This window comes from Chitinophaga sp. 9-1-y, assembly GCF_059511905.2.
In genome coordinates this window covers 5,690,072-5,708,940 of the sequence record NZ_CM197955.1, presented here as the reverse complement: position 1 = coordinate 5,708,940, position 18,869 = coordinate 5,690,072, and the positions used below count along the sequence as shown (strand labels likewise).

At 46.2% G+C, this 18,869-nt stretch carries 10 protein-coding genes; 5 read left to right on the top strand and 5 right to left on the bottom strand.

Annotated elements, in window-relative coordinates; genetic code table 11:
- Positions 1-161: 161 nt before the first annotated feature.
- Positions 162-2,888: an aconitate hydratase AcnA gene (acnA, locus tag AC5ZC7_RS22390; protein ID WP_496158814.1), complete on the top strand. Its 2,727-nt coding sequence runs from the start codon at positions 162-164 to the stop codon at positions 2,886-2,888.
- Positions 2,889-3,039: 151 nt separating this feature from the next.
- On the opposite strand, the gene AC5ZC7_RS22385 is transcribed toward acnA, so the two are convergent.
- The 5 genes from AC5ZC7_RS22385 to AC5ZC7_RS22365 form a co-directional block, all read right to left on the bottom strand.
- Positions 3,040-5,283: a cation:proton antiporter domain-containing protein gene (locus AC5ZC7_RS22385; RefSeq protein WP_496158816.1), complete on the bottom strand. Its 2,244-nt coding sequence runs from the start codon at positions 5,281-5,283 to the stop codon at positions 3,040-3,042.
- A gap of 204 nt (positions 5,284-5,487) precedes the next feature.
- On the bottom strand, positions 5,488-5,886 hold the full coding sequence (locus AC5ZC7_RS22380; protein WP_496158817.1) for a helix-turn-helix domain-containing protein: 399 nt from the start codon (positions 5,884-5,886) through the stop codon (positions 5,488-5,490).
- The gene (locus tag AC5ZC7_RS22375) at positions 5,883-6,431 is read right to left on the bottom strand and encodes a hypothetical protein (protein WP_496158818.1); all 549 of its coding nucleotides are present in this window, start codon (positions 6,429-6,431) and stop codon (positions 5,883-5,885) included. The genes AC5ZC7_RS22380 and AC5ZC7_RS22375 overlap by 4 nt, the downstream gene beginning before the upstream one ends.
- 140 nt (positions 6,432-6,571) lie before the next feature.
- The gene (locus AC5ZC7_RS22370) at positions 6,572-7,351 is read right to left on the bottom strand and encodes a response regulator (RefSeq protein WP_496158819.1); all 780 of its coding nucleotides are present in this window, start codon (positions 7,349-7,351) and stop codon (positions 6,572-6,574) included.
- Positions 7,333-10,497 (bottom strand): two-component regulator propeller domain-containing protein, encoded by a 3,165-nt coding sequence (locus AC5ZC7_RS22365; protein WP_496158820.1) that lies wholly within the window; start codon positions 10,495-10,497, stop codon positions 7,333-7,335. The genes AC5ZC7_RS22370 and AC5ZC7_RS22365 overlap by 19 nt, the downstream gene beginning before the upstream one ends.
- A 183-nt stretch (positions 10,498-10,680) precedes the next feature.
- Here AC5ZC7_RS22365 and AC5ZC7_RS22360 point away from each other — a divergent pair, with 183 nt between their 5' ends.
- From AC5ZC7_RS22360 to AC5ZC7_RS22345, 4 genes are all read left to right on the top strand, one after another.
- On the top strand, positions 10,681-11,703 hold the full coding sequence (locus AC5ZC7_RS22360) for a family 43 glycosylhydrolase (protein WP_496158821.1): 1,023 nt from the start codon (positions 10,681-10,683) through the stop codon (positions 11,701-11,703).
- 19 nt (positions 11,704-11,722) lie between these two features.
- A complete protein-coding gene (locus AC5ZC7_RS22355; protein WP_496158822.1) occupies positions 11,723-13,567 on the top strand; it encodes a sugar-binding domain-containing protein in 1,845 nt (614 codons plus the stop codon).
- Positions 13,568-13,569: 2 nt separating this feature from the next.
- Positions 13,570-15,630 (top strand): beta-L-arabinofuranosidase domain-containing protein, encoded by a 2,061-nt coding sequence (locus AC5ZC7_RS22350; protein ID WP_496158823.1) that lies wholly within the window; start codon positions 13,570-13,572, stop codon positions 15,628-15,630.
- A gap of 69 nt (positions 15,631-15,699) precedes the next feature.
- On the top strand, positions 15,700-18,858 hold the full coding sequence (locus tag AC5ZC7_RS22345) for a SusC/RagA family TonB-linked outer membrane protein (protein WP_496158824.1): 3,159 nt from the start codon (positions 15,700-15,702) through the stop codon (positions 18,856-18,858).
- Positions 18,859-18,869 lie beyond the last annotated feature (11 nt).

Sequence of the window (18,869 nt, the reverse complement as noted above, 5' to 3'; positions counted from 1 at the left end):
GAGTTGTGGGGAGACCGTAAACGCGAATAATGATATTCGCTAATATCTCCCCACAACTCCGTAATTCGTAATTCCTAATTCGTAATTCTTAATTAAGGTATATTTATACAACAAAACCTTTGGGTCATTGTTTCCTTATTGTCGTCAACTAATCATTTATTATGGAGCCTCGTATCGCATCACTCAGCAAGCTGGAACAGGAAGGCCGGCGAATTTCCCGTCTCCCTTTTTCCATCAGGATCTTATTAGAAAATGTATTACGGAACCACGATAACTTCGCGATCACCGATGAACACCTGGAAACCTTGGTGAATTGGGATCCTGCAGGCACCGATAAAGAGATACCGTTTAAGCCGGCGCGGGTGCTGATGCAGGATTTTACTGGTGTAGCTGCCGTGGTAGATATTGCTTCTATCCGCGCAGAAGTGATCCGGAAGGGCCGGGATGGGGCTAAAATTAATCCTGCCATACCGGTTGACCTGGTGGTAGATCACTCTGTACAGGTCGACTTTTTCGGCACCGATTATTCCTATACAAAAAATGTAGCCTACGAATATGAGCGGAACAAAGAGCGGTACCAGCTGCTCAAATGGGCGCAACAGGCTTTCGATAATTTTACGGTGGTACCTCCGGGTATGGGTATTTGTCACCAGGTAAACCTGGAATACCTGGCTAAAGGCGTTATCAGTCGCGATGGCTGGTTATTTCCCGACACGCTGGTGGGTACCGACTCCCATACGCCTATGGTAAACGGTATCGGGGTATTGGGTTGGGGTGTAGGTGGTATAGAAGCAGAAGCGGCTATCCTGGGTCAGCCGATTTATTTCAGCTGTCCGCAGGTAATAGGGCTGAAGCTGACGGGCCGCCTTATGGAAGGGGTTACTGCCACTGATATGGTGCTGGCCATCACCCAACTGCTGCGTAAATACGGGGTGGTAGACAAATTCGTAGAAGTTTTCGGCGAAGGGTTGGATCGGCTGTCGGTGCCGGACAGGGCTACGATTTCCAATATGTCGCCCGAGTTTGGTTGTACTGTCACCTATTTCCCGATTGATCAGCAAACATTGCAATACATGCACCGCACCAACCGTCCTGCCGCAGAAATTGCGCAGGTGGAAGCATATTGCCGTGAAAACATGTTATGGCGGCATGGCAACGAGGATATCACGTATACGGATATACTGGAAGTGGATTTGAGCAGTATTCAGTCGGCGGTGGCAGGCCCCAAGCGGCCGCAGGACCGCATCCTTGTCAGGGATTTGCACAATGAGTTTGAAACCTTGCTCAATAAAGAGTTTAAGCGCATGTATACGCCGGAAGGCAAGCGCCGCGATACGGCGTGGCTCTCCGAGGGAGGTTCCGGTACGGCATTTACCTACGAAATACAAAAGCCGGTAGAAGAGGTAGCTGTAGAAGTAGACTACCTGAAATCAGTACGTATCAAATTAAAAAATGAAGAATATGTGTTGAGTGACGGGGCTATTACCATTGCAGCTATCACCAGTTGTACCAATACTTCCAATCCCAGCGTAATGATAGGCGCAGGGCTGGTGGCAAAGAAAGCGATTAGTCGCGGGTTGTACGTAAAACCCTGGGTGAAAACCAGCCTGGCGCCGGGATCGAGAGTGGTAACGGAATACCTGAAACGCGCCGGCCTGTTGTCGGAACTGGAAGCGCTCCGTTTCCATACGGTAGGTTATGGCTGTACTTCGTGTATTGGTAACAGTGGTCCGTTACCGCCGGCTGTTGCAGAAGCCGTAGATAAAGGCAACCTCGTAGTGGCGTCTGTGTTGTCGGGCAACCGGAACTTTGAAGCCCGTGTGCATCCACAGGTTAAAATGAACTTCCTGGCTTCTCCCTTGCTGGTGGTGGCGTATGCCATTGCTGGTCGTATTGATGTGGATATGCTCACTGATCCGCTGGGCTATGATCCCAACGGCGAACCGGTATATCTCCGGGATATCTGGCCTTCCCAGGAAGAAATCAATGAAGCGGTAGCAGCAGCCGTAAAGCAGGAAGATTTTGAGCGGGTGTATAAAGTAATCTTTGATGGCGATGATCAGTGGCGCGGACTGCTGGCACCTTCCGGAAAAGATTATCACTGGAGCAACGACTCTACTTATATCCGGGAGGCACCCTTCTTCAATGGGCTGCCGGAGCAGCCGGCAGCATTGGAAGATATTAAAGATGCAAGGGTGTTGCTGAAGCTGGGCGACTCTGTTACCACGGATCATATTTCTCCCGCAGGCTCCTTCAAAGCCGATACACCTGCCGGTAAATACCTGCTGGATCATGGTATTGATCCCCGCTTATTTAACTCCTATGGTTCCCGTCGCGGTAATCATGAAGTAATGATACGGGGTACATTTGCCAACGTGCGTATTAAAAATGAATTGTCGCCTAAAGAGGGTGGATTTACCACGATCATTCCTTCCGGGATGGTGATGCCCATCTATGATGCGGCGATGCAATATGCAGCAGGTAAAGTGCCGTTAATCATATTGGCCGGAAAAGAATATGGCAGTGGTTCTTCCCGTGACTGGGCCGCCAAGGGTACTAATCTCCTGGGCGTGAAAGCGGTGATCGCCGAGAGCTATGAACGTATACACCGTAGTAACCTGGTGGGAATGGGCGTGTTGCCGTTACAGTATATGGAGGGTGAAAATGCCGCCACACTGCAACTGTCGGGTACGGAATCCTTTACTATTACCGGGGTATCTGCCGCACTTGTGCCGGGGAAAATATTAAACGTAACGGCGGTTCGCGCTTCTGGTGAAACGGTTACTTTCAGCGTAAAATGCAAATTGAATTCAGCGATAGAAATTGAATATTACCGGCATGGTGGTATTCTGCAATATGTGTTGAGAGCCTTCCTGGAAAAGGCTTAGCGATTTTTTGTCTGGTTCAGGATTAGACTGATTAAACTGATTTTGATTTTTTGATTTTGATGATTACCATGTTTGTTTTCATCTTACAAAATTGAAATCAAAAAATAAAAATCAGTTTAATCAGTCTAATCTTGTTCAAAGACAAAATTCGCTACGATTTACTCCTTGAAAATTCCAGTATTTTTTTGCGGTTGCCTACCAGCCAGACAACATCTTCCCATTCAAACACTGTTTCTGAAGCAGGGTTCAGTATTTTCTCTCCACCACGGGCAATTCCTACTACCAGGGCTTTTGTTTTTTCCCGGATACCGGAATCCCGGATGGACTGGCCTTTGAGGCCGTTGTGTTCATCTACCACCATGCTGGTTAAGCCGATGTTTTCATCTGCCACATCATCACTTCTTTCAATATTCAGGGTATTGATTACGCGGTTAAATTCTTCTAGTTGTGCTTCTGTGCCGATGGCGGTAAGAATATCATGCGGGAACAGTTTTTCATCGCGGGTAGGTGCGTAAATAGTGACATTTCCTCTTTTGATAGCACCGATATTGATACCATATTTTTCACGCAGTTGTAAATCTGCCAGTGGCGTATCTACCAGGCTTGACCAGGGATCTATTTCTATTTCAGATACTTGTGCATCCCATGGCAGGAGGTCGGCCGCAGCGGTTTTACGTGCCGCGGCATCTGCGGTTTCACGGGCATTCAGGTTGGCGAGGAAGCGGCGTTCAATACGGTTATAATATTTCTGTAATTGCGAACGAAGCATGAGCAACACACAGGCCATTACAATAGCAGTACCTGCCAATGCCTGCCAGAAGGGGAAGTATTGATTTACCAGGAATCCTACCAGCAGCACGGCTACCACGTTACGAACCACTTCCACCACTACCAGCGGACCATGGTTGTATTTGGAGTCGAGCCATAACGCTTTGTAAGAGTTACTGGAGATCTTTTGTATCATCAGCGCCCAGATAAATGGCGACATCATAGCAATACCAATCACCACACACAGCAATCGTACGCCGAAGGAATAGCCCAGGTATTTGACCACGAAAGGACCGATATAGTAGGTGTTCAGCAGGATAATAGCCAGTATGATCACCGTGTTCAAGATAATTACTTTTACATAACTGCGTAACACAATGCGCCAGTCGCTTTCCCCTTGCAACGTTTGTGAACTGGCACTATACCGGTTCAGGGCATTCAGCCAGCGTGCAGGAATGATTTTTTCCAGCCAGTTGTATAACGGCACAGAAAACTTAATCATGTAAGGCGTGGTAAACGTAGTAATGGCGGATACGCCCACGGCCACAGGGAATAAGAATTGGCTTGTTACACCCAGGGTAACCCCCAGGGTGGCAATGATGAAGGCAAACTCACCTACCTGCGCCATGCTCATACCCACTTGCACGGCCTGTTTCAGTGGTTGACCGGATAACAACGCGCCAATGGTGGTACTGAGGAATTTACCGCTTAATGTTAATAAGGTAATCCACAACACCGGCCATTTATATTCAATAATCATTTCCGGGTTAATGAGCATACCAACAGATACAAAGAAGATGGCGCCGAACAGGTCTTTTACCGGTTGTATCAGGTGTTCTACTTTTTCGGAAGAAGTGGTTTCCGCGATGATAGAACCCATAATGAACGCGCCCAACTCAGCAGAGAAACCTACTTTGGTAGCCAGGATCACCATCCCCAAACAGAGGGCTATACTTAGTATCAACAGGGTTTCACCATTCAGGTACTTTTCCATTTTGCGTAGAAAAGTAGGCAGCAGGAAGATGCCTGCCAGGAACCAGATAGCGAGAAAGAACATCAGTTTGGCGATGGTAAATAACATTTCGGTACCCTGAAACTGGCGGCTCACCGCCATCGTAGACAAGAGCACCATCATGAGGATCACTACAATATCTTCTATGACCAATACACCGAATACAATTTTGGTAAAGGGCTTTTTCTTGATGCCCAGTTCTTCAAAGGCACGTATGATGATAGTAGTAGAGGAGCTGGCGAGTAAACCGCCAAGGAAAAGGCTATCCATAAAACCCCAACCCATCAGTTGTCCCGTAAAATAACCGGCAATGGTAATACAGGCAATTTCCACAAATGCGGTGATGGTGGCGGTGCCTCCTACGCGCATCAGCTTTTTGAAACTGAATTCCAGTCCTAATGAAAATAAAAGAAATATCACGCCGATTTCGGACCATGTTTTTATGCCCGCTGCATCGGCGATGGTAGGAAATAAATTAAAGTTCGGGCCTACTAAAAAGCCCGCGATGATATACCCTAGCACCATCGGCTGTTTCAGCCGTCTGAATAATAAAGTAATAATGCCTGCCGCTCCTAGAATTAATGCCAGGTCAATGATCAATGATGGTAGATGCATACAGTAAAAATCGATTTAAGTTTCGCGTGTTGTACATTTATGGCGATGAGAAATCAGCGCACATATGTGTCAGATGCCAGTTTCCGGATCTTTGAATATCGCTAATATATCATTTTTCCTGCGGAGGAGCAAGATAAAGTTTGGGAGGAGAGGGGGAACAATAGTAGAAAAACACAAAGGGGTGATAGTGGAAAGTACAAGCTTTTAACAAACAACTTCCTGTTCCGGTGCAGGTTGTTCCTGGTTTTTTAGGACGGCATTGATCACCTCCGTTTCATCCGGCACGAATATTAAATTAATACCTAATGCTGCTTCCAGTTTGGTGATGGTTTGCAGGGTGAAGTTCACACCCCACACCCCCCCAATCAGTATTTGGGTAATCTCTTCAAGTGGTAGTCCTGACTTTTCTGCCAGCTGAGACTCTGTCATCTTGAGTTCATCCATAGCAGTAAGAGTAGCGCAAGTAATAGCGAGGGATTTATCTAACCACGCTTTGTTTGCTTGACGATAAGCTACCCGTGCACTGATTTCTTCAATTAGCGGCGTTTGCCCTTTGGTCATTTCAGCCAGTATTCTCCTGGCCTTTACATTGATAGTCTTCATAGTATTGAATTTAAATCTTCCGTGTCATAAACATCCTTTGATTGAAGAAATACCTTGGCTCGTTCGAGTTTTTGTAATTCTTCCTGTAAATGAATTGGCCGCATATCAGGAGTCAGTTTGATGCTTCCTCCGGTAACGATAAAACAATCGTTGTCCAGCCGCAAGGCATATAGTCTTAACCAGCTTCGCCTTATTTTTCCTTTGCTTTTTTGAAGAGGAGTGAGTTGGTACTCGCTATTGTACAAGGGTTGAAAGATAAATTGTAAATCACAACTGCTGTCATTACAACAGGTACTCAGTGTGTAATCAAACCTGTCAGCCTCCTCCATGGTGCTGGAAATAGCTTCCGTAATTTTAATGGCCCCCCAATAACCAGTCTTAAGATCCTCAATATTGTTACTGAAAAAAGTACGTAGTGCGGAAGAATTATGCCAGTAATCCTGGATACTCGCGTACTCCGTCATGTTGGTATGGCCATATTTCATAGAATATAAGCCATCCTGATTTGATTTGTTGCCAGAAACAAAGATAAGTTTTACCTCCATACAATCAACTTATAGGTTGTTTTTTAAAATGAAAATACCTATGTGTTGCGTTGATTCGGAAGAGAGTGTGAGATACAGCAATCTTTTTTTTGCTGCTGAATAAATGTAGAAAATATTTTCGGAATGAAAAAATAAAATCGCTATGATTCTTTATCCGACTGTATTTGCGCTACATACCGGGAAGGTAGTATACCAAACTGTTTTTGGAAATTCTTCCCAAAATTTGTCAGCGAAGCAAAGCCACTCAGCTCTGCTACTTCATTAATTTTATACGCACCGGTAGATAATAATGCGGCTGCTTTTTTGAGACGTGCAATATTAATCAGTTCATGAGGTGTTAAATCTGATATGGCTTTTATCTTCCTGTAAAAAGTAGGCCGGCTCATGTTCATGAAATCTGCCAGCTGTTCTACGTCGAGATCGATATTGGTGAGATGTTGATTGATCAGGTCGTGTAATTTTTCCAGGAACTGTGCATCAGCATTGGTGTTAGCCATGCTCCGCATATGTACAAGTGGTGTGCTGGCGTAATATGATTTTATTTTATGCCGGTTGCTCAGCAAACTGGCAATTTGTGCCTGCAGAAACTCCGGTGAAAAAGGTTTTTCTATATAAGCATCAGCACCCAGTTCCAGGCCTTCTATTTTTGATTGCAGGGTGTCGCGGGCAGTGAGCAGTATCACCGGAATATGACTGGATTCCACACCAGATTTAATAATGCGGCATAATTCAAAACCATCCATTACCGGCATCATCACATCACTGATCACCAGCTGTACCGGTTGCTCCTGCAGGATTTGCAGCGCGGCTACACCCTGCAGTGCGGTGCTTACCCTATATTTATCTTCCAGGTCATCTGCAATGAAAGAAAGTATTTCTTCATTATCATCTACTAACAGTATCAGTGGCTTATTTTCCATTTACTCAGATTGAATTCTATTTCCTGGTGAACAGGTAAGGTTAATGAAAATACATTCAGTCCTGCTTCCGGAGGCAGTAATTCCAGTGTACCTTTATGCAGTATCGTCAGTGACTTCGACAGCGATAAACCGATACCCGTGCCGGATTGTGCCGCCGTTGCCTTCGCCCGGAAAAAGGGTTCAAATATTTTGTCCTTCATCTCCGGAGGAATAATATACCCGTCATTTTTTACCAGTATGGTAAAGGTAGTATCTCCTTCTGATACGGGCAACAGGTGTATAGATGCTTTGGTAGTGGCATATTTGATAGCATTGTTCAACAGGTTGCCGAGTATTTTGTACAATGCTTCTGCATCTACATAAGCAAAGAAATGTAAACTTGATAATTCTATTTTGAATTTGATATTTTTCTGTTCTGCTGCTGGTGTAAAACGCAGATGGTTTTCTTTCAATAATTCCGGGATATCTGTGCGTACAAAATTAAGACTGAAACCATGGATCTCTGTTTTGCGGAAGTCGAGCAACTGGTTGGTCAAATCCAGCAAACGATCGGTATTGCGTTCCATGATCCGCAGGTTCTTTTGTATCTGGGGAACTTCCTCCGCGCTCCTGATCACCTTTTCCATTGGCCCTTTGATAAGCGTTAGTGGTGTGCGGATCTCATGCGCCAGGTGCGTGAAGAATTCTATTTTTGCCTGGTATACTTCCTTTTCTTTTTCATGCGCCAGCAACTCCAGCAATCGCGTTTGCTTTTGTAAAGCGCGTTGATGATACCAGCGAATAATGACATACACGATGCTGCACAGCAACAGCAGGTACACGGCATACGCCGGATAGCTGGCCCAGAACGGCGGCAATATTTTGATGAAAAGCACCCGTGGCGTTTCGCCCCAGTTACCGCCGCTGTTGGCGGCTTTCACCATAAAACGATAGGTGCCGGGAGATAATTTCGTGAAATAAACTTTACGGTTGGTTTCCAGGTAGGTCCAGTCTTTATCCAGTCCCTCCATCTTGTAAGCGTAGGCCGTCATTTCCGGCGACGTGTAGCTCAGCGCTGCAAAGTCAATACTGAAAGAGGATTGATCATGCGACAAAATGATGGTATCTGTATAAGAAATAGACTTTTGCAGGATATCGCCTACCTGCGCTTCTTTGTTAAACACCTGGAACCCGGTAATGTACACCGGTGGCAGGAAATGATTACGGAGGAAATGATCCGGGTTAAAACGAATCATGCCTTTCACGCTGCCAAAGTACATGTTGCCGCTGCTATCCTGGTATCCCGAATTATAGTTAAACTGATCATTTAATAAACCATTGGCTTTTGTATACACAACAGCCTTTTCCGTAACCGGAGAAAAGCAACTCAGTCCTTTGGAGGTAGAGACCCATAGCAGCCCGCGTTTATCTTCCAGGATACTGAAAATCATGTTGCTCAGAAAACCATGATGTGTACCATAGGTGGTAAAATTATTTTGCTCGGGATGAAATAAACAAAGACCATCATCGGTAGCCAGCCATAAACGATGGTGGCTGTCTTCGAAGATGCTGTTGGTACGATTGTTACCAACACTATGTGGATTAGCCGGATCATGCAGGTAGTAGCCCTTTTGGCCGGTATGCCGATTATAATAATAAAGGCCATCTCTGACAGTGCCCAGCCAGATAGTACCTTTACTATCTTCAAATACCGCTGTATAAAACATGTAGGGAGATACTTCCGGAACTTCTTCAAAGTCATCCCGCCCACGATTGTACTGGTATAATCCCCTGGTAGTGCAAACCAGGATATCACCATTTCGGGTGCGCAGCATGGAATAAATGAAATTGCTATGCAGCTGATGTGGAGAAGATCCTGCTTTATAATGCCGGATAAATTTGCCGGTAGGGATATCGAGTATGTCCAGTCCATGTTCGAAAGTACCTATCCACAGTGAGTCGCCGGTAACCATGAGTCCATGGATATTGGTATGCGATAGCCCTGTTTGCGGTGGCGGCAGCGGTTTAATATTGCTGAAAGCACCGTTCGCAACTGTGAATTTATTGAGGCCACCATCTTCTGTACCTATCCATAGATGCCCGTAACGATCCGGATGAATTTCTCGTACCGCATTTCCACTTAATGAAGGAATACCTGTTTGTGGAAAAAATTTTTCGAAAGCCGTATAAGGTTGCGGGAAGTAATTGATGCCGCCAAAGTAAGTGCCCGCCCATATGCCACCTTCCTTGTCTTTACAAAAGCTATATACCGCATTGTCAGAAAGTGAGTAAGGGTCGTTGTATTTTTTTTTCAGGTTGATGATCTCACCGCTTTGAAGACGATAAATATAAATGCCTGATTCCGATGCTACCCAGTATTCATCTGCATTTCGCCGGATGATATCGCGGGCATATATTTCCGAGTGGTCAGGAGCCGTAGGTAGGAAATCTTTATAGGTACGGGTACGCAGGTCAAATAATTTAACGCCCTGTGTGTTGGTACATACCCAGATGGAATCTTTGCCGGGGCAAACAATTTTTTGAATCCACTGTGTGCTGGTAGCCGGAGAGTGGTCAAAAAGCCCATAGCTGGTAAAAGTGTTGGTTTGCGGATGATATACGGCTATTTTTCCATCGGTGGAAGATACCCATAAGTGGCCATCACTTCCCATACAGAGAGACGTGGCATCAAATATGTGCGGAGCATCGTACAAACTGTCTGTTGCCGTATGATACCGGAATAAACTTCCGCCGGATATAAACCAGGTGTTCCCTGCATTGTCTTTTGTGATGGCACGTATATCTCCGTTCATCCTTTTATTGAAGGAGCGAAATTTTTCACTATGCGGATCATATACATATACGCCTTTGTCTGTTCCTACATATAGTAATCCATTGTCGTCCTGGAAAAGACTCAGGATAAAATTGCCGCCTAAGCTGCCTGGTGCATTGCTGCGGCGAAATACACGGAAGGTATTACCATCGAAGCGGTTTAAACCATAAATGGTCCCAAACCACATAAAGCCCTGCTGGTCTTGCAGTGTACATATCACCGCGCTATGCGACAGTCCATTCTCTACCTGGTAGTGAATGAAGTTGGCTTCCTGGCTATACGTTATTTTGCTCAGCAGCAGTAGAAAGAAAATATAGTATCTGGCATTTATCATGTGGTCCGGCCCGCATTGTACACACTAAAACTAACAGTTTTTTGAGTAAAAGCTAAAATGATACAAAAAAGAGAAAAATTGAGATAAATGGATACACAGGGAAGCAAAGGAATTCTTTTCTTTGAAGAAGTATTTTAAGCGTGATTTTTACGCTTAAATCGGACCAAAAGCTAAATCCATGTTATGAAAAGTAGTCCACTACTTTCCTTGCTATGCCTGCTACTGATAAACGTTATTTGTCGGGCCTCCGCACCGGATACAGCAGGTGTGTTCACCAACCCATTATTGGGTAGTGGTCCCGATCCCTGGGTGATCCGGGAAAACGGCATGTATTACTATTTAAACACCACCGGCCATAACCTGGTGATGCGTAAAACTGCGGCCATGTCGGCACTGGGGCAAACAAAAGAAGTAGTAATATGGACGCCGCCTGCCAAAGGACCTAATGCCAGGGATATATGGGCGCCGGAACTACATCGCCTGGATAATAAATGGTACCTGTATTACACCGCAGGCTCATCAGACAGTATACACCCGCAACACACTTTTGTACTGGAGAATACTGCAAAGGATCCAACTACCGGCACCTGGACAGATAAAGGGCAAATAAAAGATACCGCTGCCAATTATTTTGCCATCGATGGGACTATTTTTACTTATAAAGGCCGCTCCTATTTTATCTGGAGTGGCCATAATGGAAAGGATGCGATACAGCGACTCTACATTGCCCGCATGGCCAATCCCTGGACACTGCTATCTCCCAGGGTAGAAATAGCCGCACCGCAGTATAAATGGGAGCAGAATGGCGTCAATGAAGGACCGGAAATACTGAAGAACGCCAGGAACGATGTGTTCCTGGTTTTTTCCGCCAGCGGCTGTTGGACAGAAAACTATGCTTTGGGTATGATGCGGCTTAAACACGGAGCGGATCCATTGCAACCACAAAGCTGGACCAAGTTACCGGAGCCGGTGCTACAAAGTAAGCCAGAGAATGGTGCATATGCACCTGGCCACAATGGCTTCTTTAAATCGCCCGATGGCCGGGAAGACTGGATCATTTATCACGCCAACTCCAAAGCCGGAGAAGGTTGCGGACAGCGCAGGAATCCGCGTATTCAAAAAATCAACTGGAAAGCCGATGGCAGCCCGGACTTTGGCGAGCCGGTAAAAATAAATGCCCCGATTAAAAAACCTTCCGGAGAATAAAATCATTTTAAGCAGACATATGAAAAAGACGCACTTAATTATTGCATTGGCACTCGGACTAGGATGGAACACCGTAGAAGCTCAGCAGCAGTGGAAAATGGTAACAGGGAAAATTGCTACCACCTGGAGTGAACAGGTAACACCTACCGCTGTTTTGCCTGAATATCCACGCCCACAATTGGTTCGCGGCAACTGGAAAAATCTGAATGGACTGTGGAACTATGCCATCAAACCAAAAAATGACAATAAGCCCAGCAGCTGGGACGGACAAATCCTGGTACCATTTGCCGTAGAGTCTGCGCTTTCCGGTGTAGGAAAAAATGTGGGGAAAGACAATGAACTCTGGTATAATACTTCGTTAACCTTGCCTGCTGCTATGCAAGGAAAAAAAATACTGTTGCATTTTGGCGCGGTTGACTGGCGTACTACCGTATACGTAAATGGACAGGAAGCAGGCAGTCATGAAGGTGGCTTTGATCCCTTTACGCTCGATATTACGGCGCTTGTGAAGAAAGGTAAACAGGATATCGTGGTAAAAGTATGGGACCCTACCGATGAAGGCGTACAACCAAGAGGCAAGCAGGTAAAAAGACCGGAAGGCATCTGGTACACACCGGTAACCGGTATCTGGCAAACCGTATGGGTGGAGGCTGTAGCGGATACTTACATTGCAGGCACCAAACAAACACCAGATATTGATAACCAAAGTTTGACCATATCTGCCAATGTGCAAAATGCAAAGGACGGAGATGTGGTTACCGTAACGGCCTTTGACGGCGGCAACAAAGTAGCAGAAAGCACCTTGAACGGAGAAAGCACCGTACTGAAAATAGCCTCTCCGAAATTATGGTCGCCTGAATCCCCTTTCCTGTATGACCTAAAGTTAACGGTTACACGTAAAGGAAAAGTGATCGATGAAGTGAAAAGTTATTTTGCCATGCGCAAATCTTCTATTGGAAAAGATGCCAATGGCACAGAACGTATGCTGCTGAATAACCGCTTTGTATTTCAATTTGGTCCACTGGATCAGGGTTGGTGGCCTGACGGTTTGTACACTGCTCCTACCGATGAAGCGCTGAAGTTTGATATCGCGCAAACCAAAGCCATGGGCTTTAATATGATTCGCAAACATATCAAAGTAGAACCTGCCCGCTGGTACTACTACTGTGATCAGCTGGGCATCATGGTATGGCAGGATATGCCGAGTGGCGACCTGGGCAACGGCTGGGAACCCCGCCCTGGTGTAATTGACCGCGCTACCGATCAGCAACGCTCCGCTGAATCAGAAGGATACTACCGGAAAGAATGGAATGCCATTATCGATCATCTGTACAACTATCCTTCCATTGTAGTGTGGACGCCATTCAATGAAGCATGGGGACAATTTAAAACCATGGACATTGCGCAATGGACCATGCAGAAAGATCCTTCCCGCCTGGTGAATACTGCCAGTGGTGGTAACTTCTATCCAATAGGGCATATCATTGACTTACATAACTATCCGGAACCAGCCATGCCGGATCCGGCCGTATATGGCGATAAACGCGCTATTGTGCTGGGTGAATTCGGAGGCCTTGGTCTGCCGGTAAATGATCACGTATGGCAGCAAAAAGACAACTGGGGCTACCAGAGCTTCAAAAATGCTGATGACCTGTTTAAACGCTACAGTGGTTTTACCGACAGGCTGGAAATATTGATCAAACAAGGATTATCGGCTGCTGTATATACACAAACCACCGACGTGGAAGTAGAAATTAATGGATTAATGACCTATGATCGCAAAGTACAAAAGATGCCACTGGAGAAATTGAAGGCCATTCATCAGAAGTTATATAACCCGGCTTTGGTAACTATAAAACCATAACAATGAGAAAGCGAAAGACGTTTGGCTTATTTATGCTTTCTGCTTTTTTGGTAGGTGTTATTCCGGCGGATGCATCGCATCCGCCGGGTACCAGGGCTGATACGAATGCATATGCGTATGTAAAACCAATATACGAGCCATTGCCGTTGGGCGCTATCAGGCCACAGGGCTGGTTACGGCATCAGTTGCAAATCATGCGCGATGGCACTACCGGGCACCTGGATGAAGTATATAATAAAGTGAAAAACGACAATGGCTGGCTCGGTGGAAAAGGCGATGGCTGGGAGGAAACACCCTATTGGTTGGATGGTGCCGTGCCATTGGCTTACCTGCTGGATGACAAAGTATTGCAGGAAAAAGTATTGCGCTATATCAACTGGACTTTGCAGCAGCAACGCCCTTCCGGATACTTTGGTCCATTGACTGCCACCGAGCAAAAAAATAATACAGCCATTGGCGTTAGTAATGCTGCTGAAGGGGAAGACTGGTGGCCTAAGATGGTTATGTTGAAAGTACTACAACAATATTATACGGCCTCAAATGATGCCCGCGTTTTATCTTTTATGACGCGCTACTTTAACTACCAATTGCAGGCGTTGAAAACCTGTCCGCTGGGAAAATGGACAGCGTGGGCTACTTCCAGGGGCTCAGAGAATATCATGATTGCCCAGTGGCTGTATGGCATTACAAAAGATAAGAAGCTGCTGGAACTGGCGGCGTTGCTGGAGTCCCAGTCGTTTGCCTGGACCACCTGGCTGGGTAATCGTAGCTGGGTGATGGATGCGGCTGCACAGCAAAATGATCAGCACTGGATGCGGCGTCATGGCGTGAACGTAGGTATGGGGCTCAAAGCCCCTGCCCTGAACTATCAGCGTACCGGCAATAAGCAATACCTGCAATACCTGCATACCGGTTTCACAGACCTGATGAACCTGCATGGGTTGCCAATGGGCATCTTCTCGGCAGATGAAGACCTGCACGGCAACGCCCCTACACAGGGAACGGAGTTATGCGCCGTAGTGGAAGCAATGTTTTCACTGGAAGAAATTATCGGCATCTCCGGTGATCCTGCTTATGCGGAAGCACTGGAACGCATGACATTTAACGCCCTGCCCACTCAAACAACAGACGATTATAACGCCAAACAATATTTCCAGGTGGCTAACCAGGTAAATATTAAAAGAGGTGTGTTTAACTTCTCATTGCCCTTCGACCGGGAAATGAATAATGTATTGGGCATGCGCAGTGGTTACACCTGTTGCCTGGCTAATATGCACCAGGGCTGGACCAAATTCGCCACCCATCTCTGGTATAGTACCGCCGGCAAAGGATTGGCAGCCCTAACCTATAGCCCCAATGAGGTGACCACAAAATTGGGGAAAACCAATACCACCGTAACCATCAAAGAAGTAACCAGTTATCCTTTTGAAGAACAGGTACAGTTTAACCTCACCATGCCGCAGCCGGTGGCGTTTCCCCTGCAACTGCGTATTCCGGCCTGGTGCGTGGAAGCGGTAGTATTGTTGAATGGTCAGCCACTCCGTTCCGAAAAAGGAGGCCAGATCATTACCATACAACGTACCTGGAATAACAACGACCAGCTCACGTTACAACTCCCTATGCAGGTACGTACCTCTAATTGGGGTCGTAATTCAAGGGCGGTGGAACGTGGCCCCATCGTGTATGCGTTAAAGTTAAATGAGCAGTGGGAGAAAGGACATGACGAAGCCGAAGGCGATTATTTCAGCGTATATCCCACCAACGACTGGAACTATGGCTTACCGGAAAAAGTGATTCAGTCGCCGGACCAATACCTGAAAGTAAGTGCCGTGCAACCGGCTGGCGCCGACTTTGTCTGGAACCTGGCACATGCGCCGGTTACCCTCACCACTACCGGGAAAAAGATTCCTGAATGGAAGCTGGTAGATGATGTGGCGCCGCAACCCGTCACCGATAGAAATGGTGCTTATAAAGGCAAAGTAAACGATAAAGAAGAAGTGATTAACCTGGTGCCTTATGGCTGCACCAAAGTGAGAATAGTAGCATTCCCCGTAGTAAAATAAACCAATAGCATCATTAACCCGGGACAGTATGGAAGACTGATCATTTATAAGACCACACAAAACATAGTTATGAAAAAACGATTACCTATCCGGGATCAAATCCGGAAAGTAATACTGGCCGGCCCATGCCTGTACTTAACAGTATTACTACTCTTCGCTGTGCTTACCGCACACGCAGCTCCCACAGATATTAACATCACCGGTAAAGTGACTGACGAACAGGGCGCGGCATTGCCCGGTGTCACCATTAGCCTGAAAGGTACAGCCAAAGGGACTTCTACCAACGCTAATGGCACCTACAGTTTTTCTGTACCAGATAAAAATGCCGTACTGGTATTTTCTTTTGTAGGCTATATCAAGCAGGAAGTAACAGTAGGTGATAGAAAAGAGATTAACATACGATTGGTAACAGACAGCAAAGGACTCGGTGAAGTGATTGTAGTAGGATATGGAACCCAAAAGAAGGAATCCGTGACAGGCGCTATTTCCGGCGTTACCAGTAAAGAACTGGAACGGGTACACGCTTCCACTGTCAGCGCTACACTGGCTGGTAAAATACCCGGCGTGTCTTTCCGTATGCCCGATGGACGCCCTGGCGCCGGTGCCAATATACAGATCCGCAACTTCGGAAACGCCCTGTACGTGATTGATGGTATCCAGAAAGATGCCGTGCAGTTTAATAACATTTCTCCCAACGATATTGAAAGCATCACTGTGCTGAAAGACGCTTCTGCAGCGATTTATGGGGTAAGGGCTGCCAATGGGGTAGTAGTGGTAACAACCAAAAGAGGTAAGCCCGGCAGTAATACCATTAACGTAGACGCCTATACGGGGTGGCAAAACTGGTCACGGTTCCCTAAAACCGTGAATGCCTACGAATGGATGCTGGGCAAGGCAGATGCAGAAATGAATGCCGAAGATCCCAGAACGGATATTACCAAAGAAGAACTGGCTAAATGGAAAGCCGGTACGGAAAAAGGCTACCAGAGCTTCGACTGGTACGATTTTATTATTAAGAAAAATGCACCACAACACTCCATCAATGTAAACGCTACAGGGGGATCAGAAAATATCAATTACTATTTATCCGTAACCCGGCTGGATCAGAAGTCGGTATTGGGCCGCGAGTTTGATTTTAATCGCACCAATATCCAGAGCAACGTAGATGCTAAAATTGCCAAACGACTGAAAGTAGGTGTACAAATCAACGGCCGCATTGAAGAAAGAGACAATCCGGGTGTGCCAGGAGGCGACGACTACTGGGCGCCACGTTTTGCCCTGTTCCGTAACCGCCCTACCGAAAGACCCTACGCCAACGATAACCCGTTATATCCAAATGATATTGGCCATAATACCGAGAACTGGGCGGTACAAAGCAAAGCCATCTCCGGATACTGGACAGAAGACTGGCGGGTACTGCAAACTAACTTTAACGGTACTTACGAAACGCCGATCAAGGGACTCACGCTGAAAGGCATGTATTCTTACTACTACGCCGACAAGCTGATGAACGGTCACGAATATACGTACGACACCTACACCTACCGCGCAGAAACAGATACGTATGAACGTACCGGCGGGAGCTCCAATCCCTGGCGGGAACGCGGTACGCATAAAGTACTGGAAAATGTGTTGCAGGGGCAGGTGAACTATAACAATACCTTCGGCAGGCATACCATTGGCGGTACTTTTGTATCTGAAAGAATTAAACGTCGTGAGCTGGATGTATGGGTACATGCGGTGCCTAAAAGCAACCTGTTACCACTGATCCAGTTCTCCGATATGGATACCTATAATGATGCCGACTGGACCGAAGCCAGGATAGGCTATATTGGCCGTTTAAACTACAGCTTCGGCGACAAATACTTCCTGGAAGTAGCCGGCCGTTACGATGGCTCCTGGAAATTTGCGCCGGATAAAAGATGGGGCTTTTTCCCTTCTGTATCTGCCGGATGGCGCTTAACAGAAGAACCTTTTTTTAAAAAATGGTTAGGTAGTAATAGTATCCTTACAGAACTGAAGGTCCGTGGGTCTTACGGAGAATTGGGAGATGATGATATTGGCATCGGCGCTTACGATTATATGCGTGGCTATACCTATGCTACCTCCACTGTGATCCTGGACGGTACGGTGATCAAAGGCTCGCGCGACAAAGGGGTGCCAAATGACCGCCTTTCCTGGTTTGTGAGTAAAATCGCTGACGTAGGCGTGGATTACCAGCTGTGGAATGGTAAAGTATATGGCGCACTCGATTTCTTCAATCGTAAGCGTTCTGGTCTGCGCGGCCGCAAATACGATGTATTGGTGCCCAGTGAAATTGGATATGGTTTACCTGATGAAAACGTGAACAGCGACCAGCAAAAAGGAGGCGAGTTCTCCGCTGCTTATACCACGCATGTAGGTAAAGTAAATATTGTGGTAGGGGGTAACGTATCTTATTCAAGAAGTAAGTTCCTGCAATCTTACAAGCCGGTATGGGGTAATTCACTCGATCATTACCGCAACTCCATTGAAAACAGGTGGAATGGTATTTACTGGGGATATGAGGCCATCGGACAATTTCAATCACAGGAGGAAATTAACAAATACCCGGTTAACATAGATGGAAAAGGTAACAAAACGCTGTTGCCTGGCGATATCATCTATAAAGACCTGAATGGCGATAATGTGATAGATGGGAATGATGAAAGACCTATTGGATACCAGACTTCCGGCAACCCCACCGTAAACTTTGGTTTTAACCTGGGGGTAAGATGGAATGGATTTGATTTCGCGGCAGACTTCTCCGGCGGCTCCATGTATTCTTATAACCAGAACTGGGAAATGAGATGGCCATTTCAGAATGGCGGCAACTTATTGAAACAGTTTTACGATGACCGCTGGCACCGGGAAGATCCTTTCGATGTAAACAGTAAATGGATCCCCGGAAAAAATCCGCCATTGCGATTCAACAAAGGAGATCATAGCAACTATAACAAACCCTCCACTTTCTGGTTGCATAATGTGCATTACATCCGCCTTAGAACAATGGAACTGGGTTATTCCATTCCCCAGCAATTGCTGGACAGGGTTCGGTTTAAGAAAGCCAGGGTTTATATCAATACCTACAACCTGTTTTCAGTGGATAACGTAAAAAGCCTGGGGATAGAGCCGGAAATTGTAGATGAGAACGGGTTACAATATCCGCAGAATAAACTGGTGAATATTGGGTTGAACCTTACTTTCTAAGTACTAAACAG